The sequence below is a fragment of the Azospirillum lipoferum genome (assembly GCF_024170005.1).
In the GTDB taxonomy this organism is placed as follows: domain Bacteria; phylum Pseudomonadota; class Alphaproteobacteria; order Azospirillales; family Azospirillaceae; genus Azospirillum; species Azospirillum lipoferum.
Window position 1 is genome coordinate 14,202 of sequence record NZ_JALJXJ010000020.1, and the last position, 22,225, is coordinate 36,426.

Here is a 22,225-nt window from a genome sequence, read left to right on the forward strand (position 1 = left end):
GTGCAGCTTCCCCTCCGCCGCCGACTGTCCGTTCTTCTGCTCGGGACCATGCTGGCGCTTCCGTTTCCCGCTGCCGCCGGTCCTGGCGCCGGTCCCGTCGAGACGCGGCTGGCGGAGGAGCTTCTGGCCTCCCTCGGCCCCGCGGTCCCGCCGGACGCCCAGGTGGCACTGACGCTGGGCCGTCCCTTCGACGGGCCGGTGGATGCCGTGCGCGACATCGGCCTCGATCCCCGCACCGGCATCTTCAACGCCCGCATCCTCAGCAACGGCCACGCGCTTGAGCTGAGCGGCCGGGCCGATGTCGAGGTGACGATGCCGGTGCCGGTCCGCCGCATCCGGCCGGGCGAGATCATCGAGCCGTCCGACCTGACCACCATCCGCCTGTCGCTCGACCGCGCCGGGGCCGGCTTCATCGCCTCGGCCGACGCGCTGATCGGCCAGTCGCCGCGCCGCCAGATCTCCGCCGGGCGGCTGGTCCAGGTCGGTTCGGTCGGCGCCCCCATCGTCGTCCAGCGCAACCGGCCGGTGACGCTCGTTTACGAAGACGGCGCGCTGATGCTGGCCGCCCGCGGGCGGGCGTTGCAGGAGGGCGGAGTCGGCGACACCGTCCGCGTCATGAACATCGCCAGCAGCACCGTCGTCACCGGCACCGTCACCGGGGCCGAGACCGTTTCGGTCAGCGGCCCGCGTATTCCGCAAGCCGCAAGGCCCTGAGATATCCGATGAAGGGAGCTTCCGTCATGCGCACCGCGCTCGTCCCCCTCCTGCTGCTCCCGCTCGCGACGGGCGGCTGCGCGCGGCTGGCCGACATCGGCAGCGCTCCCGCCTTGTCGGAGATCTCCAACCCGGCGATGCAGCCGGAAGCCCGCGTGATCTCCCTGCCGATGCCGCAGCCGTCGATGGCCGAGCAGATCCCCAGTTCGCTGTGGCGCACCGGGTCGCGCGACTTCTTCCGCGATCCGCGCGCCAAGGCGGTCGGCGACCTGCTGACCGTCGTCATCGACATTTCCGATCAGGCGCAGCTGCGCAACAGCACCCAGCGCGGGCGCACCAACAATGAGAAGGCCGGCCTGCCCAACTTCTTCGGGCTGGAGAGCCGCCTTCCCGCCATCCTGCCCGACGCGGTCGATCCGTCCAGTCTGGTCGATCTCGACAGCTCCAGCACGTCGAGCGGCAACGGCACCATCCAGCGCAACGAACGCATCGCCATGCGCGTCGCCGCCGTGGTGACCCAGGTGCTGCCCAACGGCAATTTCGTCATCGCCGGCCGGCAGGAGGTGCGGGTGAACTACGAACTGCGCGAGATGCGCATCGCCGGCGTCATCCGCCCCGAGGACATCAGCAACGCCAACACCATCGAATACGACAAGATCGCCGAGGCGCGCATCACCTACGGTGGCCGCGGCCAGATCACCGACGTTCAGCAGCCGCGCTACGGCCAGCAGGTGCTGGACGTGATTCTACCCTTCTGATGATCCGGCCTGTTCGGGAACCCGCGCCATGAAAGCCGTCCTGCTCCTCGCCGTGGCCGCGGCCCTCGCCTTCGCCGGCGGCTACGGCTTCGGCCGTATCGGGGCCCCGCAAGAGGCGGCCCCCGCCGTGCCGGCCGAGACGGTCGCCGGCGGCCCCTATTACGTGGAGGCCGGCCAGCTGGTCGTGCCGATGCTGGACCGCGGGCGGACCATCGCCTTCATCCTGACCCAGATCACGCTGGAAGCCAGCAGCGCCGACGACGCCCTGCTGGTCCGCCGCCGCCTGCCGCACGCGCGCAGCGCCATGCTGGAGGCCCTGTTCGACCTCGCCGGCCACGGCCGCTTCAACGGCCCGGCGGTCGATCCGCAGGGCGTCGCCACCGCGCTGCTGGCCGGCGCCAACGGCTCCTTCGGCATCTCCCTTGGCGGCCGGGATGCTCCCCAGCCGCTTCGTGCCGTGCTGATCGACCGCCTGCTGCGTCAGGACAACACGCGGCTGTAAGAGCGCCCTCTCCCGCTCGGGAAGAGGGCGCATTCCCTCACGACGCCGACAGCACCGCGCCCGAATCCACCGTGGCGCCGTTCTTCAGCACGAACTTGCTGGCGCCGTCGACGCTGCGCACTTCGGCCACCGTGTCGCTGACGACGGTGGCACTCTTCAGCGCCTTGCCGTCCTTGTCCTTCGCCGTCACCCGCAGCGTATAGACGCCATCGGGCGCGGTGCCGCCACTGGCGGTCCTGCCGGTCCAGTCGAAAACCTGCCGGCCGCTCTTCAGCGAACCGGGCGTGCTGTAGAGGACGCTGCCGGCGCTGTTCAGCACCTCCAGCTTCACGGAGGCCGGCGTGCCGTCGACGGTGTAGGCGGCCTCCGCCTTGCCGCCGGCCAGCGACAGCTGGTCCGACGCCACCTCCACCTTGCGGCCGAGCAGGGCCATGTCCATGCGCATGCCGCTGCTCTTCAGCGTGTCCAGCACCTTGCCCAGCGTGTCGTTGGAGCGCATCGACTGCTCCACCGTCGACAGCTGCGCCAGCTGGGTCATGAATTGGGTGGCGTCCATCGGCGCCAGCGGATCCTGGTTGCGCAGCTGGGCGGTCAGCAGCTTCAGGAAGGATTCGTAATCGACGGTGGCCTTTTTGGGCTCTTCCGTGGAGGCTGTCGTGGTCGTTTTGGCGGAGTTCGTCAGGCTGCTGCCCGGCGTGGTCGTGCCGGGTGTAGTGGTGCTGGGCGTGGTGGTCATGGCGGGACAGTCTTTCCTGTTCAGACGGTGACGTCGACCAGCCCGTCGATCGGGCGCAGCGGTCGGTCCGCAATGGGTTCGGGAACGGCCTCGGCCTGCACGCGCCAGCCGCCGGAACTGCCGCCCCGGTCGGGAGCGGCGAAGCCGCGCGACTGCCCGTCGCCCTGAAGCGAGAACTGAAGGCTGGACCCGTCGAGCGACAGGCCGGCATCGCCCAGCGCCCGTTCCAGTTGCGTCAGGTCGCGCCGCAGCAGGGCCAGCGTGTCGGCCTGTTCGGCCTGGACGGTCAGCGCGACCTTGCCGTCGCTGACGTCGGCGACGACGCGGATGCGGCCAAGCTCCGCCGGGGCGAGGTCGATGTGGAACTCGCCGCCGCCGGATTCGGCCACGCGGACCAGCGGTGCCGCCAGCTGCGCCATCGCCGGGCTATGCGCGGTGGCGGCCCGGCCGGAGGCTGCGGCGGCGGCATAATGCGTTGCCGCCTGTGCGGGCAGCGTCGGCACCGCCTCGAACCCCGTGGCCGCCGTCTCGCCGCCTCCGGCGCCTCCAGCGCTCGATGGGGCGGTGAAGGGTGGGGCAGGGGACCGGCCGGCAGGGGCGGAAGCGGCTTCAGGCGCAGGCTGGCCCTGTTTCGGTGTCGTGGCGGCAGCGGAGGGTTGGTCGGCCTTTTCGGCAGCAGCCCCCTGACGGCCGGCGCCGCGCGTGGCGCGGACCGCGGTACGGGGATCGCTGCTCTCGTCACGCCGGCTCTCGCGCCCGTCCGGAGAGGGCGGGGCTTCCACCGTGGCGACCGGCGTCGCGGCTGCCGTGGCCGGCAAGGCCGCCTGCGCGGTCTGGAGCAGTGCCGGCGCGTCCGCCGTCTGTCCGGTGCTGCCCTGTGCCGTCGCGTCGGCGGGCGCCGGCTGTGCCGGTCCGTTTTGCTTGGTCGGTCCATCGGGCGCAGGTGTTTCCGCTGTCGGCGCTGGCGCTGCTGCCGACGCGTCCGCCGCCTGCCCGGCCGGGTGCTGGCCGATGGCGGCGGACTGTCCGGCCTTGGGAGCGCTGGAACCCGGCGGTGCCACGGACGCAGCGGCGGCCTCCGGTGCCTCCCCTGGTGCCGATGTGGGCATTGCCTGCGGTAACGCGGCAGCGGCGGCCACCATCCAGGGCATCAGCGGAGCTTCGTTGCCGCTGCCGGACTGCACCACCGCCCGGGTGATCGCGCTTTGCATCGCCGCCGGGTCGTCGGGCCTCGGGTCCCTGCGCTTGCGCAGCCGGTCGGGGCGCGCCGTATCGTCGGGTTCCTCCTCCGCGGCTTCATCCACCAGACTGGCGAAATCCTCGTCGTGCGAATCGTCGCCGGACGAAGCGCCGCGCTGGGCGGGAGCCGGGCGCGGCGGAGCCGAGACGGCATCGGGCATGCTGGTCATGGCGCTCAATTCGTCAGGGTGGGGCGCGGAACGGTGGTGACCGGGACCGAAGCACCGACCACCGCCGGCGCGGCCTTGCGGTCGCCGGGCAGGGCGCGGCGTTGCAGGATCAGCCGCGTGACCTCGCGCGCCTTGGCGTCGGCCATCTCGGCCAGGATCGGAGCGGCGCGGCGCTCGGAGATGCGGTCCAGCACGTCGACGACCATATCCGTTTCCATATCCGTCAGGATGCGGGCGGCGTCGCGCGGCTTCATCGCCTCATAGATCGCCACCATCCGCTTCAAATCCTCCTGCGCCAGAGTGGAGCGCTGGGTCATCAGCGCCTCGACCTCGCGCTTCACGCCGTTCAGTCGCTGGATCTGCGTTCCGACCCGCGCCTCCGTCGCGGCGAGCACCGCTTCGGCCTCGCGCAGGCGATTCTGGCGGCCGGACATGTCGGCCTTCTGTTCGCCGATGGCGGCGCGCAGCAGCGGATCGGTACAGTTCGGCGGCGCCAGCACCACCGGCGGCGGAGCCTCCGCAACGGGGGGGGACGCCGGCAGTGGAACCGGCGCCGGCGGGGATGGGGCTGCTTCCGCCGCCTTCGGATCGGTGGCCTTCAGATCGGTCGCCCAGGGCCGCTCATGGGCGCCGAACTCGCGGTCGAACTGCTGGGCGATCACCGGGAAGCCGTCGACCAGGGCGCCGAGCTTCAGCGGCAGCACCATCAGCACGGCGACCAGGGTGATGGGCAGGATGCGCGGGATCATGCCGACACCTCCGACCCGACGGTGCGCAGCCGGGCATAGAAGGCGCTGGCGGCGGCCTTCGCCGGGCTTGCCGAGGCAGGGGCGGGGGCGGGGACCTCCGTCGGCTGTCCGGCCACCGCGCGCAGGGCCGTTTCCAGCGCCCGGAACTCGCTCTTGTCCAACTCACCCTTGTCGGCTTCAGCCGCTTTCAGCGCCGACAGCAGCGGAGAGGACGGCACCGGTTCGGCATCCAGCGGCTTCGCCACGGTCCCGGCATCGTCGGCCGGTTCCGGCCGCGTCCGGTTGCGGGTGGCCCGCATGGCGCCCTCATCCAGGCGGCGCAGCAGGGCGCGGGCATGCTGGACCGATTCCTCCATGCGGGCGGTGGTGCGCTCGCAGGATCCCAGGATCAGCGTCATGTCCTCCTTCATGCCCTTGGCGCGGTCCAGCTCGTCGGACAGCCGGGCGGCGATCTCCGTCGCCGACGCCACCATGCGCTTCATCGAGGCGTCGGTGTCGTCGATCGACCTGGAGAAGGTCGACACCAGGGCGTTGATCTCGGACTGGCCGGTGCGCAGCAGCTTCAGCCGCTTGTTGACGATGACCAGATAGGCGGTCGCCGTGACCAGCATCACCGCCAGGGCCGCATCAATGAGAAAGGAGACCATCGATCAGCTCCTGCTTGGTGTCGAGATCGGTGTCGATCTTCACCGCGATGTTGTCGTTGCGCTGTCCCATATGGCCGGCGAACAGCGGGATGGTCTTGCTGAAGACCAGGACGGTGGACTCCGGGCTGATGCGCAGCTTCAGCGACTGGCCCTTCTGCCAGGCCAGCACCTCGCCAAGCGGCACCTTGGTCTCCGCCAGCACGGCGACCAGCTCCAGCTTGGAGCGCATCAGCTCGTTCTTCAGGTGGCTTTCCCACACCGTGTCATGGCCGAACTTCTCGCCCATGAACATCTGCACCAGCTTGCCGCGGATCGGCTCCAGCGTGGCATAGGGGATGACGATGTCGATGTGGCCGGTGCGGCGCTCCACCTCCACGGCGATGCGCACGCGGATGATGGCGTTGGTGGCCCGCGTGATGGTGGCGAACTGCGGGTTCACCTCCAGCCGGTCGAAGACGAAATCGACCTGGGCCAGCGGGTCGAAGGACTGCCCCAGATCCTGGAGCACCACCTTCATCATCCGCTCGGTCATCTTGCGTTCGATCGAGGTGTAGGCGCGCCCGTCGATCCGCCCCGGCCGCGACCGCCGCCCGCCCAGCAGCACGTCCATCATGCAGTAGATCAGCGCGCTGTCGATGGTCACCAGCATCTGGTTGTCCCACGGCTCGGCGCGGGCGACGCCGATCAGGGCCGGCAGCTCGATGGCGTCCTGGAAGTCGGTGTAGCGCAGCCACTCGATCTTCGACAGCGACGCCTCGACGTTGGTGGAGGCGAACTGGCGCAGCGAGGTGTTCAGCATCCGCACCATGCGGTCGAACACCACGTCCAGCATCGGCAGCCGGTCCTTGTTGACCGTGGTCGAGCTGACCAGCCGCTGGATGGCGCTCATCGCCGGCCCGCCGCCTTCCGGTGCCGCGAAGTTCAGCAGCCGGTCGATCTCCTCCTGGCTCAGCGTCTTTGTCTCGCCGGTCAGGCCGGCCAGCGCCTGCTGCATCGCCTCGGCTTCTTCGGCGGCAGGCGGAGCCGGCGGGGCGGTCTGCTGGGCCGCGGCCAGTTCCCACGCGGCGTCGGACCAGTCCGCATCCTCTTCTCCGGCGGGAGTGGCGACGAGCGGGGAGGGGGCGGGCGGGGCGGGGGTATCGGTCATCCGGTGCCTCTGGGGATCGCTATTGCGTGAGCAGGCTGCGCAGCAGGACGTCGGTGACGACGTCGCGCCGGCCGGCGGGGTCGGACAGGATCAGGTTGAAGCGGCGCTTGATCTCGCTGCGCAGGCGGTGCAGCCCGGCCGACCCTTCCAGGTCGTCCTGGTCCAGGTTGCGCAGGAACTCCTGCAAACTGTCGGTCAGCTGCGGCATCGCCTGCTCCAGCCGTGGGCGATCCCGGCCGGCGACGGTCAGCGACAGGCCGATCTTCAGGAAGCGGGAGGGCGTGTCGCGGCGCAGGTTGACCACCAGTTCCGGGAGCTCGACCACGGCATCGGCCGGCGCGGTCTCCGCCGACGGCATCCACAACTTTTCCACCGCCTGCGTGCCGGCCGCCAGCCAATAGCCGCCAAGCCCGGCCGCCGCCACCGCGGCCAGCGCCGCGACACCGGCCAGCAGCCGGACCACCGGCAGGGCGATCACCAGGATCCGCCCCGATCCGCGCAGCCGGTTCAGGACTTCGTCCCGCGCCGCCGCCGTTCCTGCCATGCCGATCCGTGTAATCATCGATCCATCCCGCCGGCGATTGCCGAAAATTTTAGTCAACCGGGTAGTCTTTAAAGTTTTAGAGGCTTTGTCTTCAGCGGCAGTCCCGTTTTTTACTCCGCTTAAAAGTCGCGCCGTTAGCGTGATGGGGTGCGCAGGGCGAAGACTAGGCCCGCCGATTTTCAGAAACTTTAAAGGTGCGGGGAACCGTGGACAGTCTGATCGACACCTTGCGGTCGTTGGGGCGCGGTCGGCTGCTCGTGCTGGCGGGCACCGGGCTCGGCATCGTCCTGGCCGTCGCCGGCATGGCGCTGCTGCTGTCGCAGCCGCACATGACCGCCCTTTACAGCGGCCTGGAACCGGCGGAGGCCGGCCGCATCGCCAAGGCGGTGCAGGAGATGGGCGTGCCGGTGAATGCCGGCTTCGACGGCACCACGATCAGCGTGCCGCAGGCCGACGTCTCCCGCGTCCGCATGGCGCTGGCGGAAAAGGGCCTGCCGTCGCATGGCGGCGTCGGTTACGAGCTGTTCGACACCGACAAGCCGCTCGGCATCACCAGCTTCATGCAGCGCATCAACCGCCTGCGCGCCATGGAGGGCGAACTCGGCCGCACCATCGAGACGCTGTCGGGCGTCGAGGCGGCGCGCGTCCACATCGTCCTGCCTGAGCGCGAGGAGTTCTCGCGCAGCGCGCCGAAGCCGACCGCCTCGGTGGTGGTGCGCATGCGCGGCCGCGCCGCGATGGACCGCAAGCAGGCCCTGTCGATCCGCCATCTCGTTTCCGCTGCCGTGCCCAACCTGAAGCCCAGCGCCGTGACGGTGATGGATTCCTCCGGCGAGCTTCTGCTGACCGAGGATGACGGGCCGGGGCTGGCGTCGGCCCGCACCGACGGCCTGCGCGTCGCCGCCGAAACCCGCGTCGCCCGCGCGGTGGAACAGATGCTGACCGCCCGCCTCGGCGCCGGCAACGTCCGCGTCCAGGTCGCCGCCGAGGTGGAGACCAAGCGCGAGGTGGTGCGCAGCCAGACCTTCGACCCCAACAGCCAGGTCGTCCGCTCCACCCAGACGGTGCAGGAGCAGGACCGCAGCCAGGACAGCAACGGCGAACCGCCGGTCACCGCCGAGCAGAACCTGCCGCAGCGCGATGTGCGCGCCCAGTCGCAGGGGCCGCAATCCTCCAACGACAGCAAGCGGCAGGAGGAGACGGTCAATTACGAGATCTCCAACGTCAGCCGCGAAACGGTGATCGAGCCTGGCGACGTCCGCCGCCTCAGCGTCGCCGTGCTGGTCAACGGCACCTGGAAGACCGCCGCCGACGGCACCCGCCAGTACGAGCCGCGCACGGCGGAGGAGCTTCAGCGCCTGGGCGAGCTGGTTCGCTCGGCCATGGGCTTCAGCGAGGCGCGCGGCGACCGGGTGACGGTGGACAATCTGGAATTCGTCGATCTGGCGCCCGACCTCGCGCCGCGCCCGCTGGGCGACGAGATCGCCGAGACGCTGACCCGCAACGTCATGACGCTGATCCAGTGGGTGATCCTGCTGGTGCTGTCGGCCCTGGTGATCCTGGTCGGCCTGCGTCCGCTGATCCGCCGCGTCTTCCCGGCGCCCGAACCGGTGGTGGCGGAGGCGCCCGCCCCGGCGCTGGCGGCTCCGGCCGGCGGCGCCATGCCGCAGTTGACCGGCCCGGCCGCCGCCGGTACCGCCGCGGCCGGTGCCGCGCTGGGCGAAGGCGGGGAGGGGGACGCGGCTCTGGCCGCCGCGCCGGTGACGCCACAGTTGGGCATCGAGGAGACGATGGACCAGCTGATCGAGCTGCGCACGGTGGAAGGCCGCGTCCGCGCCTCCTCTATCCGGCGGTTGGGCGAGCTGGTCGACCAGTATCCGGACGAGGCCATCGATATCCTGCGCTCCTGGCTCTATGAGGAGGTGGCGTGATGGCCGCCTACCCGCGCTACCGTTTCGACCAGGGGTTCGGCGCGCCCGCCATGCTGGCCGAGCCGGAGGCGGCCGAGGCCGTCGATCCGCTCGACCTGCCTACCCTGTCCGAACGCGCCCACCAAGCGGCGCTGGAGGGCGCCCGCGAAGCCGCCCTGGCCGAGGGTCTCATTCAGGGACGGCGCGAGGGCGAACTGTCCGCTGCCCGCCGGATCGAGGCGGAATTGTCCGCCACTCTTGACCAGCTGGCGCAACGGATGGCGGCGCTCGACGCCGCCCACGCCGCCCTGATGGAGCGGCTGGAGGCCGATGGCGCCTTCGTCCTGCTGGCGCTGGTGCGCCGCATGGCGCCGCGCCTGCTCGATCAGGTGGCCCGCGCCGCGGTGGAGCGGCTGGCCGCCGATGCCCTGCGCGCCGCCGGACAGGCCCCGGTGCTGACCCTGCGCCTGCACCCCTCGCTCTGCCGCCCGCTGGAAGAGCGGCTGGCGGGGCAGGGGGTCTTCCAGGGCCGGCTCGACATCCAGGGCGACCCCGCGCTGGCCGTCGGTGCCCTGGAGGCGAATTGGGGCGCCGGTTCCGTCCGCCGCGACCCGGCAGCCTTCGAGGCCGCCGTCGCCGATTTCACCGACCGTGCCATCGCCGCCTTGCAGCCGGCGCTGTCGCCCGACCCTTAACGATTCGAAGCGAGAACCCTCATGCCTCCCTTGAACCTCGACATGCTCGACGACGATCCCAAGCAGGCGGAGAAGGCCCAGGAAAAGATGGGCGATAAGCCTTACGACGGCCCGATGAACGCCATCTACAACGTGCCGGTGGACGTGCAGGTCGTCCTTGGCCGCACCAGCATGCTGGTGGCGCAGTTGCTGAAGCTCGGCCGCGGCGCCGTGCTGGAGCTGGAGCGCAAGGTGGACGAACCGGTCGAGGTGCTGGTCAACCACCGTCTGGTCGCCCGCGGCGAGGTGGTGATCGTGGAAGACCAGCGGCTCGGCGTGACACTGACCGAGATCGTGCGGACGGAACTGGAGATCGACTGAGGGGCGGGAGAATTCCCTCTCCCCCATGGGGAGAGGGTTAGGGTGAGGGGGTCGCGCGGCGTGTCGTAACCGGCTGAGCAGCACCTCGCATCCTTGCCTATCCATCCTGTGCATCCCCCTCACCCCGACCCTCTCCCCGGGGGGAGAGGGGGAACCCCCCGAAAGCCCCCGCATGCGCTTCCTGATCCTCCTCGCCCTCCTCCTCGCTACCGGCCCGGCCGCGGCGGCGCCGCTCGACCTCAATCTCGGGGCGCTGGGCTCGCTGGCGGACGGGGCCAGCCTGTCGGGGCGGATCGTCCAGGGCATCGTGCTGCTGACGGTGCTCAGCGTCGCGCCGGGGCTGCTGATCATGGTCACCTGCTTCACCCGCATCATCGTCGTGCTGTCGCTGCTGCGCTCCGCGTTGGGCCTTCAGCAGTCGCCGCCGAACATGGTGCTGGTCAGCCTCGCCATGTTCCTGACCTTCCACATCATGGGGCCGGTGATCGACAGCGCGTGGCAGGACGGCCTGCGCCCGCTGCTGAACGAGCAGGTGACGCAGGAGCAGGGGCTGGAGCGCATGATCGAGCCGTTCCGCGGCTTCATGGCCTCGCATGTCCGAGACCGCGATCTGGCCGCCTTCGCCGCCTTCACCGCCAAGCCCAAACCGGCCGGCGAGGACGCCGCCCAAGCGAAGGACGAGCGGCCGGTGACGGCGGAGAGCGTCGATCTGCGGCTGCTGATGCCGGCCTTCCTGCTGTCGGAACTGCGCCGCGCCTTCGAGATCGGGTTCCTGCTGTTCCTGCCCTTCCTGGTGATCGACATGGTGGTGGCGGCGATCCTGATGGCGATGGGCATGATGATGCTGCCGCCGGTGATGATCGCGCTGCCCTTCAAGATCATCTTCTTCGTGCTGACCGACGGCTGGTTCCTGATCGCCGGCAGCCTGATCCGCTCCTATGGGGTGTGAGCCGATGGAAGAAGAAGCGGACAGCCCCGCCCCCAGCCCTTCCGCCAGCTTGGCCGACAGCCTGCTCGCGCTGGCCCGTCGCCGTGGGGTTGCGGTGCCGGAGGACGGCTCGGTCGCCGGGCTGCTGGCCGCCCTCGACCCCAACCCGCTGATCCCGCACCCGCTGCTGCTGGTGGCCGGTGCGGTGATGGCGGTCGCCTTCCGCCACGACCGCGCCCTGGCCCTGCCGGCGGCCGACGCGTCCGGTACCAACCCGCCCTCCGCCCCCTCCGCCGATTACTCCTTCTGAGGTGCCGCCATGGGATCGCCGATCAAGATCCGTGAGAACTACAAGAGCCTGACCGGTATCGAGAAGAGCGCCGTCATCTTCCTGGCGCTGGGCGAGGAGCGCGGCTCGCGGCTGATGGAGCGGCTGGACGAGGACGAAATCCGCCTCGTCAGCCGGGCGATGGCGACGCTTGGCAACGTCACCTCCAATCTGGTGGAGACGCTGATGCGCATCTTCACCGAACGCTTCGCCAATGCCGGCTCGGTCGTCGGCTCCTACGACAGCACGGAGCGGATGCTGAACCGCTTCCTGCCGGCCGACCGCGTGACGGAGATCATGGGCGAGATCCGCGGCCCGGCCGGCCGCACCATGTGGGAGAAGATGTCCAACGTGAACGAGGGGGTGCTCGCCAGCTATCTTGCCGGCGAATATCCCCAGACGGCGGCGGTCATCCTGTCCAAGATGCGCGCCGACCATGCCGCCAAGGTGCTGGTTCTGCTGCCTCCCGTCATCCGCACCGAGGTGATCGAGCGCATGATCCAGATCGAATCGGTCCAGCGCGAGGTGCTGCTGGACATCGAATCGATCCTGCACAACGAGTTCATGGCGAATTACGCCCGCACCCACGGCAACGATTCGCTGGAGCGGATGGCCGACATCTTCAACCGCATCGACCGCGAGACCCTGACCGAGATCTTCGACGATCTGGAAACGGTGATGCCGGAGCCGACCCAGCGCATCAAGCAGCTGATGTTCACCTTCGAGGATCTGATGCGGCTGGACCGCGTGTCGTTGCAGGCGGTGATCCGCCGTTGCGACACCGGCCAGCTCGCCATCGCGCTGAAGGGGGCACCGGCAGCCCAGCGCGACCATTTCCTGTCGGTCCTGTCGGAACGCGCCCGCCTGATCCTGCTGGACGAGATCGAGAACATGGGCCCGCTGCGCATGCGGGACGTCAACGACGCCCAGGCGGAAATCGTCCGCGTCGCCAAGGCGATGGCGGAGGACGGCACCATCATCATCCCGCAGTCCGACGACGCCGACACCGTGGTCTACTGAGCGCGATCGCTTCAGACGGAATCGCCTGAAGCGTGAATCGCACGAAAAATCAAAAAGCGAGAGTCTGTCTGATGCTTCAATAAGCATCGGACAGACTCTGAGCGGAGGGTTGCCGAATGGAGGTCGTTTGAATGGCGGGGCGCGACCTCGTCCCCCGGCATGTGCCGCCGCCGGACCTGCTGGCGGCGCATTTCGCCGCGGCACCGTCACCCGCCGCTCAAATCCCGGACGACGGGGACGAGGCCGGACCGCTCGTGCGGCGCCTGCTCGACCTGCTGGACTCGCTGTCGCCGACCGATGCGGCGCTGGCGCGCGGCTGCCTGCCGCGCTGCGATTCGACTTTCGGCGCGGCACTCGCCCTGTTCCTGACGGCGACCGCCGGTGGCTGCCGCGGCTGGCTGGGATCCGACGCGGCGGCACGGCTGACGGACCTTGACGGCGGGCTGCTGATCGACGACTGCGACCGGGCGCTGGCCTCGCGTTTCCAGCCGGTGGACGGACGGCTGTGGCGGCTGTCGCGCGTGCCCCTGCTCGACAGCGGCGACAGCTTGCTCTGTGCGGTCGGGATCGAGGACGGTCTGTCCGACCGCGTCACCCTGGTGCTCCAGGCCCGGCCCCCGCGGCTGGGACCGGTGCAGCTGATGGCGACGCTGGCCGGCCGCCGGCTCGATGTGACCCTGCGTCTGGCGATGGGCTTGCCGTCCGCCGCCCTGGCCGACCTGCACGAAAGCTTCCGTGCCGCCCTGGCCGACTGCCGGATCGAGGGGACCCTGACCGTCGGCCCGCTGGCCGACGCGTGGCTGGGGCTGGACCAGCCCTTGTCGTCCGATGTGGCGCTGTGATGGGTATGTTCGCTCCCTTCGGGCCCCCTCAGATCATCGCCAGCGGCTGCTTGCGCTTGGGCGGCGGGAAGGCTTTGTCGATCTCCGCGATATCCTCGGCGGTCAGGGTCAGCGTGACGGCGTCGGCATTCTGGATGGCATGCGCCGTGGATCCTGCCTTGGGAATTGCGATCACGCCCTGTTGCCGCAAGGCCCAGGCAATCGCCACCTGTGCCGGGGTCGCGTCATGGCGCTTCGCCACCGCCAGCAATGCCGGGGAGCGCAGCAGGCGGCCGCCCTGGCCGATGGGGGAGTAGGCCATCACCGGCATGCGCGCGGTGTGCTGGAACGGCAGCAGGTCGTATTCGATGCCGCGGTGTTCGGGATTGTAGAGCACCTGATTGGCGGCGCAGCCGTGCAGATCGGTAGCCTCCGCCAGTTCCTCCAGGTCGTCGACGTCGAAGTTGGAGACGCCCCAGCGGGCGATCTTGCCGGACTGAATCAGCGATTGGAACGCCTCGACCGTCTCCTCCAGCGGCACGCCGCCGCGCCAGTGCAGAAGGTAGAGGTCGATGCGGTCGATCCTCAGCCGCTTCAGGCTGCGCTCGCAGGCCTTGACCGTGCCGATGCGCGACGCGTTGCTGGGCAGGACCTTGGTGACGATGAACAGCCCGTCGCGGCGGCCGGCGATGGCCTCGCCCACCAGCTCTTCCGAGGCGCCGTCGCCATACATTTCGGCGGTGTCGATCAGGGTCAGGCCGCGGTCGATGCCGGCCCGCAGTGCGGCGATCTCGGCGGCGCGGTCGCCGCGTCCCTCCGCCATCATCCAGGTGCCCTGGCCGAGGGCCGGGACCTCGGTGCCGTCCGGCAGGGTCACGCGTTTCATCCTGGTCTCCCTCGTCCGTCATGCCGAAAGACAACAAGCTGGCCTCGCGGGGCCAGCTTGTCGATACGTCTTCGGTGGGCTTTCCGGGGGATGGGACGACGTTATGCCGCCTTTTTCGGCACCCCGGCATGGCCGCCTTCCAGGAAGTTCAGCAGCTCTTCCCGGTAGTCGTAATAGCGCGGGTGCTCCAGCAGGGCCTGACGGGTGCGCGGGTGGGGGATGTCGACGCTGAGGATGTGGCCGATCTTGGCGTTCGGGCCGTTGGTCATCATCACCACCCGGTCGGCCAGCAGCAGCGCCTCGTCCACGTCGTGGGTGACGCAGACCGCCGTGACCTTGGTGCGCGCCCACACCTCCATCAGCACCTCCTGCAACTCCCAGCGGGTCAGGCTGTCGAGCATGCCGAACGGCTCGTCGAGCAGCAGCAGCTTGGGCGACAGCGCGAAGGCGCGGGCGATGCCGACGCGCTGCTTCATGCCGTTGGACAGCTCCGACGCCTTCTTGTCCATGCTGTCGCCCAATCCGACACGGGCGAGATAGTAGCGGGCGATGTCGGCGCGCTCCCCCTTGCTCGCATGGGGGAAGACGCGGTCGACGCCGAGCATGACGTTCTCGTAGGCGGTCAGCCAGGGGAACAGGCTGGGGGCCTGGAACACCACGGCACGGTCGGGGCCGGCACCGTCGACCTCCTTGCCGTCCAGGATGATGCCACCGCTGGTGATGTCGGCGAGGCCGGCGACCATCGACAGCACGGTGGACTTGCCGCAGCCGGAATGGCCGATCAGCGAGACGAACTCGCCCTTGCGCATCTTCAGGTCGAAGCCGTCGACCACGGTCAGCGGACCCTTCGGCGTGGCGAAGGTCTTGGTGAGCCGGCTGAATTCCAGATAGCGGTCCTCCATCCCGCGCCCGCCCATCGCCTCGATATAGGCCTTGGGCGGCGGGGCGGCGGTGGTCGGCTTCACGTCGGGCAGGACAAGGCCATCATCGCCGCCGGTGCCGCGGGCGACGCCGACCTCCATCAGGTAGGCGGTGACCTCGGCGCGCAGGCGCTTGAAGTCCTCGTCATGGTTGACGGCGGTGCGGTCGCGCGGTCGCGGCAGATCGACGGTGAAGGCGGGGCCGAGCGTGGCGTTCGGACCCGGCGTCAGCGGAATGATGCGGTCGGCCAGCAGGATCGCCTCGTCCACATCGTTGGTGATGAGGATGACGGTCTTGCGGTCCTTGCGCCAGATCGCCTCGATCTCGTCCTGGAGCTTGGCGCGGGTCAGGGCATCGAGCGCCGACAGCGGCTCGTCCAGCAGCAGCATCTCCGGGCTCATGGCGAGCGCGCGGGCGAAGCCGACGCGCTGGCGCATGCCGCCCGACAGTTCCTTCGGCCGGCGGTCGGTGGCGTGGCCGAGACCCACCGTTTCCACCGCCCGGCGGGTCAGCACGCCGCGTTCCGCACCGCCCTTGGCCTTGTGGACGGCGTCCACCGCCAGGGCGACATTCTCCTTCACGCTGAGCCAGGGCATCAGCGAATAGGACTGGAAGACCAGACCGCGCTCCGGCCCCGGCCCGGTGACCGGCTTGCCGCGGTAGAGCACCTCGCCGGCATCCGGCATCGCCAGACCGGCGATCAGGTTGATGAGGGTCGACTTGCCGGAGCCGGAGAAGCCGACGATGGCGACGAACTCGCCCTCTTCGATCGACAGGTCGATGTCGCGCAGCACCTGCGTACCGCCGTAGGACTTCGACACACCCTTCAGGTCCAGGATCGCCATGGTCGTCGTCTCCTTAGTCTCGAAGGGCTCAGCGGGCGGGGCTGTGGCTGACGGCGGACTGGAGCGCCAGCATCACGCGGTCGAGCAGGAAGCCGATCAGGCCGATGGTGAAGACCGCCACCATGATCTTGGCCAGCGAGTTGGAGGAGCCGTTCTGGAACTCGTCCCAGACGAACTTGCCGAGGCCGGGGTTCTGCGCCAGCATCTCCGCCGCGATCAGCACCATCCAGCCCACGCCCAGCGACAGCCGCAGGCCGGTGAAGATGTAGGGCAGCGCCGACGGCAGCACGAGGCGGCGGACCATGGTGAAGCCGGAGAGCTGGAGCACCTTGCCGACATTCATCAGGTCGCGGTCGATGGAGGACACGCCGACCGCGGTGTTGATCAGGGTCGGCCATAGCGAGCACAGCGTGACGGTGATGGCGGAGGTCAGGAAGGACTTCTCGAACAGCGGGTCGCTGCCCGACACGGTGGCGCTGACCACCATGGTGACCAGCGGCAGCCAGGCCAGCGGCGACACCGGCTTGAAAATCTGGATCAGCGGGTTGATGGCGGCGTTGACGGTCGGCGACAGGCCGCTGGCCACACCCAGCGGCACCGCGACCAGGGCGCCGAGCAGGAAGCCGGTGAAGACCGTCTTCAGGCTGGTGAAGATCTGGTCGATGTAGGTCGGCTTGCCGGCATAGGGGCGGGTCTTCACCTCCGCCTTCGGGTCCTTCGCCAGAATCTCGGCGTTGCGCTTGCTTTGCCGCTCGTAGAAGGCGGCTTCCTTGGCGCGTTCGGCCTTGTGGTCGGCGTAGAGGTTGGTCGCCTGCTCCCACACCTGGGCCGGGCCGGGAATGGCGCCCAGGCTGGTCTGCACCTGCGGGGCGGCCCAGCCCCAGGCGGCGAGGAACAGCAGGATGGCGGTCAGCGGGATGCCCATCTGGCGCCACAGCTCGATGCCCTGCTGGCGCGGGTTCTCGCCGGCGGCGAGCCGCAGCAGCGGCGACAGCCAGCCGAGGCCGACGGTGGTCAGGGCGGAAGCGATGCGGTTCAGCGCATGGGCGCGGCGGGCCTTGCGCTGGGCGCGGGCGAGGTCGGAGGCGGTGTCGGTCAGGCTGGTCATGGCGGGAATTCCTGGCTGTCGGTGGTGGGGGAACGTGGGGGCGCTTACCCGCCCACCACCTGACCGCCCTCGATCTTCTGGTCGCCCTTCAGGCCGATGGGCTGCTTGGCGAGATAGTCGTTCGGCTTGTGGCCGTCGTACGGGATGCCGTCGATGAAGCCGTTGTCGACCGGCTTGTAGCCGTCGCTCTTCCACGGGAAGTCGGCCTCTTTCGACTTGCCTTCCTCGACCAGCAGCTTGGCGGCTTGCAGGAAGATGTCCGGCTTGTAGACGCTGCGCGCGGTCTGGTCGTACCAGCTGTCGGGCTTGGCCTCGGCGATCTGGCCCCAGCGCCGCATCTGGGTCAGGTACCAGACGGCGTCGGAATAGAAGGGATAGTTCGCGTTGTAGCGGAAGAAGACGTTGAAGTCGGGAACGTCGCGCTTGTCGCCCTTCTCATACTCGAAGGTGCCGGTCATCGAGTTGGCGATCACCTTGGTGTCGGCGCCGACATATTCGGGCTTTGCCAGGATCTTCACCGCTTCTGCGCGGTTGGCGTTGTTGTTCTCGTCCAGCCACTGGGCGGCGCGGATCAGCGCCTTGACGACGGCCAGATGGGTCTTGGGATTCTTCTTCGCCCAGTCGTCGGTGACGCCGAAGACCTTCTCGGGGTTGTTCTTCCAGATCTCGGTGTCGGTGATGACCGGCACGCCGATGCCCTTGACCACCGCCTGCTGGTTCCATGGCTCGCCCACGCTGTAGCCGTAGATGGTGCCGGCCTCCAGCGTCGCCGGCATCTGCGGCGGCGGGGTGACCGACAGCAGCGCGTCGGCGCCGATCTGGCCCGACACGTCGGTCGGGCTGTAGAAGCCGGGGTTGATCCCGCCCGACGCCAGCCAGTAGCGCAGCTCGTAATTGTGGGTCGAGACCGGGAAGACCATGCCCATGTTGAAGGGCTTGCCGTCGGCCTTGTACTGGGCGATCACCGGCTTCAGCGCGTCGGCCTTGATCGGGTGGACCGGCTTGCCGTCGGCCCCCTTCGGCACGTTGGCCTTCATCTTCTGCCAGACGTCGTTCGACAGCGTGATGCCGTTGCCGTTCAGGTCCATCGAGAAGGCGGTGACGATATGCGCCTTGGTGCCGAAGCCGATGGTGGCGCCCAGCGGCTGGCCGGCCAGCATGTGGGCGCCGTCCAGCTCGCCGGAGATCACGCGGTCGAGCAGGACCTTCCAGTTCGCCTGCGGCTCCAGCGTGACGGAGAGGCCTTCATCCTCGAAGAAGCCCTTCTCCACGGCGATGGCGAGTGGGGCCATGTCGGTCAGCTTGATGAAGCCGAGTTTCAGCTGGTCCTTTTCGACGTCGAGCGCGGCGGCATGGGCAGAGACGCCTGCGGTCAGGGCGACGGCCGCAGCAGCGGATGCGAGAAGGTGGCGCAAAGGGTGGGAGGTGGTGCGGGAGGTATGGGCCACGTCGGTTGCTCCATCTCTGAAATCCGGACCAGCGGTCGGGTGTGCGACACCGGTGACGTTTTTCTGGGCAAGTCCCGGACTGGCTGTTTTTCGGGCAGATGGTGGTGGTGCACCGTGGCCGTCGAACGCGTCCAGCGGGATCGACCGGAAAAGCCTTGTTGCAAGGCCTGTCGATACCGGGGTCGGCAACACTGCCGGGGCTGGCCCATCATTGGACGCTTGGGATGCACGCACCGTCGTTGGCGCGTCTCTGGCCTCCCTCTTCGCAAGCCTCATGCCAAAGGATGGCTTTTGCTGGAAAATCGGCCGGAGTGGCTGGTTTTGCTGGTTGTGACCCAGCGGAAGGTATGAAGCCCCTTTCGGGTCGGCTATGCCGTTTGCCGATTTTTGCGGCGCACACAAGGCTGTGTGGTCATCCTTTGTGCAGTACCTAGGGATGACCTAAAAACAGGCACCTAAGTCTTGGGTGCGAATCCAGGCAGGACTCCGCGGAATGCTTGGGATTTTCCGGCGCCGACCCATGGCTGCGGCGATTGGCACGCGGATTGCGAAGGGAATGGCGAGACAACAGCGGGCGCCAGCAACGTCGCCAGTGCCCGCGACACTGCCGAAGCCGACGCGACGACGCGCGGATTTGGCTCTGGTTCGACGACGAACCGCCCGGACAACGGCGTCCGAACAGGTATGCAACCGCCTTCGCGCTTCACTCGCGGGGTAGGGATGCTGCCCGTTCGGACGCCTTTCTTTTTGGCCCCGTGCCTGACTTTGCAGCAGGCCGGACACGATAGACGAGGCAGACGCGCCATGGACATGCATCTCTCATCGAACAACGGGCCCGCCGTCGAACTTAACGAGGCCGAACTGCTGAGCGCCGGCCCTGCCAGGGAGCGGCTGGTGGTGGTCGGCAACGGCATGGCCGGCATGAAGACGGTGGAAGAGCTGCTGGCCAAGGCGCCCGGCCGCTTCGACATCACCGTCTTCGGGGCCGAGCCGCTTCCGAACTACAACCGCATCATGCTGTCGCCGGTGCTGGCGGGGGAGAAGACCTTCGACCAGATCGTGCTGAACAGCCGCGAGTGGTACGACGCCAACGGCATCACCCTGCTGACCGGCGAACCGGTGGAGGGCATCGATCGCGAGGGCAAGACCGTGGTCTCGCAGTCCGGCCGGGTCGTTCCCTATGACAGGCTGCTGATCGCCACCGGATCGATGCCCTTCATCATCCCGGTGCCGGGATCGACCCTGCCGGGCGTCATCGGCTTCCGCGATCTGGCCGATGTCGACGCCATGCTGGCGGCGGCGGCGAAGGGCGGCCGCGCCGTGGTGATCGGCGGCGGCCTGCTGGGGCTGGAGGCGGCCAACGGGCTGCGGGTCAAGGGCATGGACGTCACCGTCATCCACCTGATGCCGACGCTGATGGAACGCCAGCTCGACCCCTCTGCCGGCATGCTGCTGCAACGCGAGCTGGAGCGCCGCGGCATCGAGGTGCTGACCGGTGCCGACACGGCGGAAATCGTCGGCGAAGACTGGGTCAGCGCGGTCCGGTTGAAGGACGGGCGCGAACTGCCGGCCGACATCGTCGTCATGGCGGTGGGCATCCGTCCCAACATGGCGCTGGGCAAGGCGGCGGGGCTGGAGTGCGGGCGCGGCATCCGCGTCGACGACCAGATGCGCACCAGCGACCCGTCGATCTATGCCGTTGGCGAATGCGTCGAGCATCGCGGCCTGACCTACGGGCTCGTCGCCCCGCTGTTCGAGATGGCGAAGGTGCTGGCCCACGACCTTGCGGGCGGGGAGGGGGCTGCCTATGCCGGCTCCGTCACCTCGACCAAGCTGAAGGTCACCGGCGTCGATGTCTTCTCCGCCGGCGATTTCTCGGGTGGCGAGGGGACCGAGGACATCGTGTTCCGCGACGCGGCGCGCGGCGTCTACAAGCGGCTGGTGCTGAAGGACGGCAAGCTGCTGGGGGCCGTGCTGTACGGCGACACCAAGGACGGCGCCTGGTACTTCTCGCTGCTGAAGGACGGCGCCGACGTCTCGGCCGAGCGCGACACCATGATCTTCGGGCAGGGCTTCGGCAGCGCCGATGCCGGCGACCCGAACGCCGCCATCGCAGCACTGCCCGACAGTGCCGAGATCTGCGGCTGCAACGGCGTGTGCAAGGGCGCCATCGTCAAGGCGATCACCGAAAAGGGCCTGACCAGCCTGGACGAGGTGAAGGCGCACACCAAGGCCTCGGCCTCCTGCGGCGGCTGTTCCGGCACGGTGGAGCGGCTGCTGGCGGTGACGCTGGGCGACGGCTTCACGGCGGCGCCGAAGGTCAAGCCGATGTGCAAATGCACCCACCACACCCATGACGAGGTGCGGGCGGCCATCGTCGACCGCGGGCTGAAGACCATGGCCGACGTCTTCCAGGCGATGGAATGGACGACGCCCGACGGCTGTGCCTCCTGCCGGCCGGCGCTGAACTATTACCTGCTGTGCGCCTGGCCGGGCGAGTACCGGGACGACTACCAGTCGCGCTTCATCAACGAGCGCGCCCACGCCAACATTCAGAAGGACGGCACCTATTCGGTCGTGCCGCGCATGTGGGGCGGCCTGACCAACGCGGCGGAGCTGCGCGCCATCGCCGATGTGGTGGACAAGTTCAACATCCCGACCGTGAAGGTCACCGGCGGCCAGCGCATCGACCTGTTCGGCGTGAAGAAGGAGGATCTGCCGGCGGTCTGGGCCGACCTGAACGCCGCGGGGATGGTTTCGGGCCACGCCTATGCCAAGGGGCTGCGTACGGTGAAGACCTGCGTCGGCTCGGAATGGTGCCGCTTCGGCACGCAGGACTCGACCGGGCTGGGCGTGAAGCTGGAGCGGATGACCTGGGGCACCTGGACCCCGCACAAGGTCAAGCTGGCGGTGTCGGGCTGCCCGCGCAACTGTGCCGAGGCGACGATCAAGGACCTGGGCGTGGTGTGCATCGACAGCGGCTATGAGCTGCATGTCGGCGGCAACGGCGGTCTGCATGTCCGCGCCTGCGACCTGCTGGTCCGCGTCGCCACGGAGGAGGAGGTGCTGGAATACACCGGCGCCTTCATGCAGCTCTACCGCGAGGAGGCCCGCTATCTGGAGCGCACGGCACCCTGGCTGGAGCGGGTCGGTCTCGACCACATCAAGGCGGCGCTGGTCGAGGATCCGGAGCGGCGTCGGGCGTTGAACGCGCGCTTCCTGTTCTCGCAGACCTTCTCGCAGGACGACCCCTGGGCGGAGCGCGCCGCCAAGGGCGTCGACCGTCACGAATTCAATCTGCTCGCCGAAGTGGGGTAACCGATCATGGACAGCATCATCATGGAAACCGCCATCTCTGAGACTGTCTGGACCCAGGTCGGCAGCATCGACGACATCCCCGTGCTGGGGTCGCGCGTCGTCCGCACGCCCGACGGTGACATCGCGCTGTTCCGCACGGCGGCCGACGAAGTGTTTGCGCTGGAGGATGCCTGCCCGCACAAGCAGGGGCCGCTGTCCCAGGGCATCGTCCATGGCCGCCGCGTCACCTGCCCGCTGCACAACTGGGTGATCGAGCTGGCAACCGGCGAGGCCGTCGCCCCCGACGAGGGCCGCACCGGCCATGTCCCGGTGCGGGTGGAGGGGCGCAGCGTCGCCATCGCGCTGGGTGAGGCCAAACTGTCGCGCAGCGGTTGCCGCAAGGCCTGCGGCCATGTTTGACGGGCCAGATCCCATTGGGGGGCCGTCCTCCG

Annotated in this window: 22 protein-coding genes; 12 read left to right on the forward strand and 10 right to left on the reverse strand. The window is 69.0% G+C overall.

Annotated elements, in window-relative coordinates; translation table 11 throughout:
* The 3 genes from flgA to J2848_RS31610 are packed head-to-tail and all read left to right on the forward strand — an operon-like array spanning position 1 to position 1,974.
* Positions 1 to 714, forward strand: coding sequence for a flagellar basal body P-ring formation chaperone FlgA (flgA, locus tag J2848_RS31600; RefSeq protein ID WP_246194348.1), 714 nt, complete (start codon positions 1 to 3; stop codon positions 712 to 714).
* Positions 715 to 740: 26 nt separating this feature from the next.
* A complete protein-coding gene (flgH, locus tag J2848_RS31605; RefSeq protein WP_149234692.1) occupies positions 741 to 1,472 on the forward strand; it encodes a flagellar basal body L-ring protein FlgH in 732 nt (243 codons plus the stop codon).
* 28 nt (positions 1,473 to 1,500) lie between these two features.
* Positions 1,501 to 1,974: a hypothetical protein gene (locus J2848_RS31610; protein ID WP_149234693.1), complete on the forward strand. Its 474-nt coding sequence runs from the start codon at positions 1,501 to 1,503 to the stop codon at positions 1,972 to 1,974.
* Between the two features lie 37 nt (positions 1,975 to 2,011).
* Here J2848_RS31610 and J2848_RS31615 read toward each other — a convergent pair whose 3' ends face one another.
* From J2848_RS31615 to J2848_RS31640, 6 genes are read right to left on the reverse strand one after another with little or no spacing between them, the layout of a single operon-like run.
* Positions 2,012 to 2,710 carry a flagellar hook assembly protein FlgD gene (locus J2848_RS31615; protein WP_149234694.1) on the reverse strand — a complete coding sequence of 233 codons (699 nt, stop codon included), beginning with the start codon at positions 2,708 to 2,710 and terminating at the stop codon, positions 2,012 to 2,014.
* Between the two features lie 20 nt (positions 2,711 to 2,730).
* Positions 2,731 to 4,119, reverse strand: a complete 1,389-nt coding sequence (locus J2848_RS31620; RefSeq protein ID WP_149234695.1) for a flagellar hook-length control protein FliK — start codon at positions 4,117 to 4,119, stop codon at positions 2,731 to 2,733.
* Positions 4,120 to 4,124: 5 nt separating this feature from the next.
* The gene (locus J2848_RS31625) at positions 4,125 to 4,868 is read right to left on the reverse strand and encodes a MotE family protein (RefSeq protein WP_149234696.1); all 744 of its coding nucleotides are present in this window, start codon (positions 4,866 to 4,868) and stop codon (positions 4,125 to 4,127) included.
* The gene (locus J2848_RS31630; protein WP_149234697.1) at positions 4,865 to 5,515 is read right to left on the reverse strand and encodes a DUF6468 domain-containing protein; all 651 of its coding nucleotides are present in this window, start codon (positions 5,513 to 5,515) and stop codon (positions 4,865 to 4,867) included. The genes J2848_RS31625 and J2848_RS31630 overlap by 4 nt, the downstream gene beginning before the upstream one ends.
* Positions 5,496 to 6,662, reverse strand: a complete 1,167-nt coding sequence (gene fliM / locus J2848_RS31635; RefSeq protein WP_149234698.1) for a flagellar motor switch protein FliM — start codon at positions 6,660 to 6,662, stop codon at positions 5,496 to 5,498. Before fliM ends, J2848_RS31630 begins: the two co-directional genes overlap by 20 nt.
* Positions 6,663 to 6,681: 19 nt before the next feature.
* The gene (locus J2848_RS31640; protein WP_246194349.1) at positions 6,682 to 7,224 is read right to left on the reverse strand and encodes a flagellar basal body-associated FliL family protein; all 543 of its coding nucleotides are present in this window, start codon (positions 7,222 to 7,224) and stop codon (positions 6,682 to 6,684) included.
* A gap of 188 nt (positions 7,225 to 7,412) precedes the next feature.
* Here J2848_RS31640 and fliF point away from each other — a divergent pair, with 188 nt between their 5' ends.
* The 7 genes from fliF to J2848_RS31675 all read left to right on the forward strand — a co-directional run bounded on the left by fliF (position 7,413) and on the right by J2848_RS31675 (position 13,289).
* Positions 7,413 to 9,137 (forward strand): flagellar basal-body MS-ring/collar protein FliF, encoded by a 1,725-nt coding sequence (gene fliF, locus J2848_RS31645; protein ID WP_246194351.1) that lies wholly within the window; start codon positions 7,413 to 7,415, stop codon positions 9,135 to 9,137.
* Positions 9,137 to 9,811 carry a FliH/SctL family protein gene (locus tag J2848_RS31650; RefSeq protein ID WP_149234700.1) on the forward strand — a complete coding sequence of 225 codons (675 nt, stop codon included), beginning with the start codon at positions 9,137 to 9,139 and terminating at the stop codon, positions 9,809 to 9,811. Before fliF ends, J2848_RS31650 begins: the two co-directional genes overlap by 1 nt.
* A 21-nt stretch (positions 9,812 to 9,832) precedes the next feature.
* A complete protein-coding gene (gene fliN / locus J2848_RS31655) occupies positions 9,833 to 10,171 on the forward strand; it encodes a flagellar motor switch protein FliN (RefSeq protein WP_149234701.1) in 339 nt (112 codons plus the stop codon).
* 172 nt (positions 10,172 to 10,343) lie between these two features.
* Positions 10,344 to 11,120: a flagellar type III secretion system pore protein FliP gene (gene fliP, locus J2848_RS31660; protein WP_149234702.1), complete on the forward strand. Its 777-nt coding sequence runs from the start codon at positions 10,344 to 10,346 to the stop codon at positions 11,118 to 11,120.
* A gap of 4 nt (positions 11,121 to 11,124) precedes the next feature.
* Positions 11,125 to 11,409, forward strand: coding sequence for a hypothetical protein (locus tag J2848_RS31665; RefSeq protein ID WP_246194353.1), 285 nt, complete (start codon positions 11,125 to 11,127; stop codon positions 11,407 to 11,409).
* 9 nt (positions 11,410 to 11,418) lie between these two features.
* On the forward strand, positions 11,419 to 12,447 hold the full coding sequence (locus J2848_RS31670; RefSeq protein WP_149234704.1) for a flagellar motor switch protein FliG: 1,029 nt from the start codon (positions 11,419 to 11,421) through the stop codon (positions 12,445 to 12,447).
* 131 nt (positions 12,448 to 12,578) lie between these two features.
* On the forward strand, positions 12,579 to 13,289 hold the full coding sequence (locus J2848_RS31675; protein WP_149234705.1) for a hypothetical protein: 711 nt from the start codon (positions 12,579 to 12,581) through the stop codon (positions 13,287 to 13,289).
* A gap of 28 nt (positions 13,290 to 13,317) precedes the next feature.
* Here the strand turns inward: J2848_RS31675 and J2848_RS31680 are convergent, their stop codons facing one another.
* From J2848_RS31680 to J2848_RS31695, 4 genes are all read right to left on the reverse strand, one after another.
* A complete protein-coding gene (locus J2848_RS31680) occupies positions 13,318 to 14,154 on the reverse strand; it encodes an aldo/keto reductase (RefSeq protein ID WP_149234706.1) in 837 nt (278 codons plus the stop codon).
* Positions 14,155 to 14,255: 101 nt separating this feature from the next.
* Complete coding sequence (locus J2848_RS31685) at positions 14,256 to 15,920, reverse strand: ABC transporter ATP-binding protein (protein WP_149234707.1); 1,665 nt, start codon at positions 15,918 to 15,920, stop codon at positions 14,256 to 14,258.
* 28 nt (positions 15,921 to 15,948) lie between these two features.
* Entirely contained in the window at positions 15,949 to 17,028 is a 1,080-nt protein-coding gene (locus tag J2848_RS31690) for an ABC transporter permease (protein ID WP_149234708.1), read from the reverse strand.
* Between the two features lie 44 nt (positions 17,029 to 17,072).
* Positions 17,073 to 18,476: a CmpA/NrtA family ABC transporter substrate-binding protein gene (locus tag J2848_RS31695; RefSeq protein ID WP_211103313.1), complete on the reverse strand. Its 1,404-nt coding sequence runs from the start codon at positions 18,474 to 18,476 to the stop codon at positions 17,073 to 17,075.
* A gap of 810 nt (positions 18,477 to 19,286) precedes the next feature.
* Between J2848_RS31695 and nirB the strand changes: the two genes are divergently transcribed.
* Together nirB and nirD are read left to right on the forward strand one after the other, a co-directional pair.
* Positions 19,287 to 21,794, forward strand: a complete 2,508-nt coding sequence (nirB, locus tag J2848_RS31700; RefSeq protein WP_376992686.1) for a nitrite reductase large subunit NirB — start codon at positions 19,287 to 19,289, stop codon at positions 21,792 to 21,794.
* Between the two features lie 6 nt (positions 21,795 to 21,800).
* Entirely contained in the window at positions 21,801 to 22,193 is a 393-nt protein-coding gene (gene nirD, locus J2848_RS31705) for a nitrite reductase small subunit NirD (RefSeq protein WP_149234710.1), read from the forward strand.
* The last annotated feature ends 32 nt before the right edge of the window (positions 22,194 to 22,225 follow it).

Bases quoted from the DNA above. Each gene is read 5' to 3' on its own strand.
- nirD (WP_149234710.1), top strand. From the start codon at position 21,801: ATGGACAGCATCATCATGGAAACCGCCATCTCTGAGACTGTCTGGACC.
- J2848_RS31630 (WP_149234697.1), bottom strand. From the start codon at position 5,515: ATGGTCTCCTTTCTCATTGATGCGGCCCTGGCGGTGATGCTGGTCACG.
- J2848_RS31610 (WP_149234693.1), top strand. From the start codon at position 1,501: ATGAAAGCCGTCCTGCTCCTCGCCGTGGCCGCGGCCCTCGCCTTCGCC.
- nirB (WP_376992686.1), top strand. From the start codon at position 19,287: ATGCATCTCTCATCGAACAACGGGCCCGCCGTCGAACTTAACGAGGCC.
- J2848_RS31685 (WP_149234707.1), bottom strand. From the start codon at position 15,920: ATGGCGATCCTGGACCTGAAGGGTGTGTCGAAGTCCTACGGCGGTACG.
- J2848_RS31625 (WP_149234696.1), bottom strand. From the start codon at position 4,868: ATGATCCCGCGCATCCTGCCCATCACCCTGGTCGCCGTGCTGATGGTG.
- J2848_RS31650 (WP_149234700.1), top strand. From the start codon at position 9,137: ATGGCCGCCTACCCGCGCTACCGTTTCGACCAGGGGTTCGGCGCGCCC.
- J2848_RS31675 (WP_149234705.1), top strand. From the start codon at position 12,579: ATGGCGGGGCGCGACCTCGTCCCCCGGCATGTGCCGCCGCCGGACCTG.
- J2848_RS31670 (WP_149234704.1), top strand. From the start codon at position 11,419: ATGGGATCGCCGATCAAGATCCGTGAGAACTACAAGAGCCTGACCGGT.
- J2848_RS31665 (WP_246194353.1), top strand. From the start codon at position 11,125: ATGGAAGAAGAAGCGGACAGCCCCGCCCCCAGCCCTTCCGCCAGCTTG.
- J2848_RS31615 (WP_149234694.1), bottom strand. From the start codon at position 2,710: ATGACCACCACGCCCAGCACCACTACACCCGGCACGACCACGCCGGGC.
- J2848_RS31690 (WP_149234708.1), bottom strand. From the start codon at position 17,028: ATGACCAGCCTGACCGACACCGCCTCCGACCTCGCCCGCGCCCAGCGC.
- J2848_RS31680 (WP_149234706.1), bottom strand. From the start codon at position 14,154: ATGAAACGCGTGACCCTGCCGGACGGCACCGAGGTCCCGGCCCTCGGC.
- J2848_RS31640 (WP_246194349.1), bottom strand. From the start codon at position 7,224: ATGATTACACGGATCGGCATGGCAGGAACGGCGGCGGCGCGGGACGAA.
- J2848_RS31620 (WP_149234695.1), bottom strand. From the start codon at position 4,119: ATGACCAGCATGCCCGATGCCGTCTCGGCTCCGCCGCGCCCGGCTCCC.
- flgH (WP_149234692.1), top strand. From the start codon at position 741: ATGCGCACCGCGCTCGTCCCCCTCCTGCTGCTCCCGCTCGCGACGGGC.
- fliN (WP_149234701.1), top strand. From the start codon at position 9,833: ATGCCTCCCTTGAACCTCGACATGCTCGACGACGATCCCAAGCAGGCG.
- fliM (WP_149234698.1), bottom strand. From the start codon at position 6,662: ATGACCGATACCCCCGCCCCGCCCGCCCCCTCCCCGCTCGTCGCCACT.
- fliP (WP_149234702.1), top strand. From the start codon at position 10,344: ATGCGCTTCCTGATCCTCCTCGCCCTCCTCCTCGCTACCGGCCCGGCC.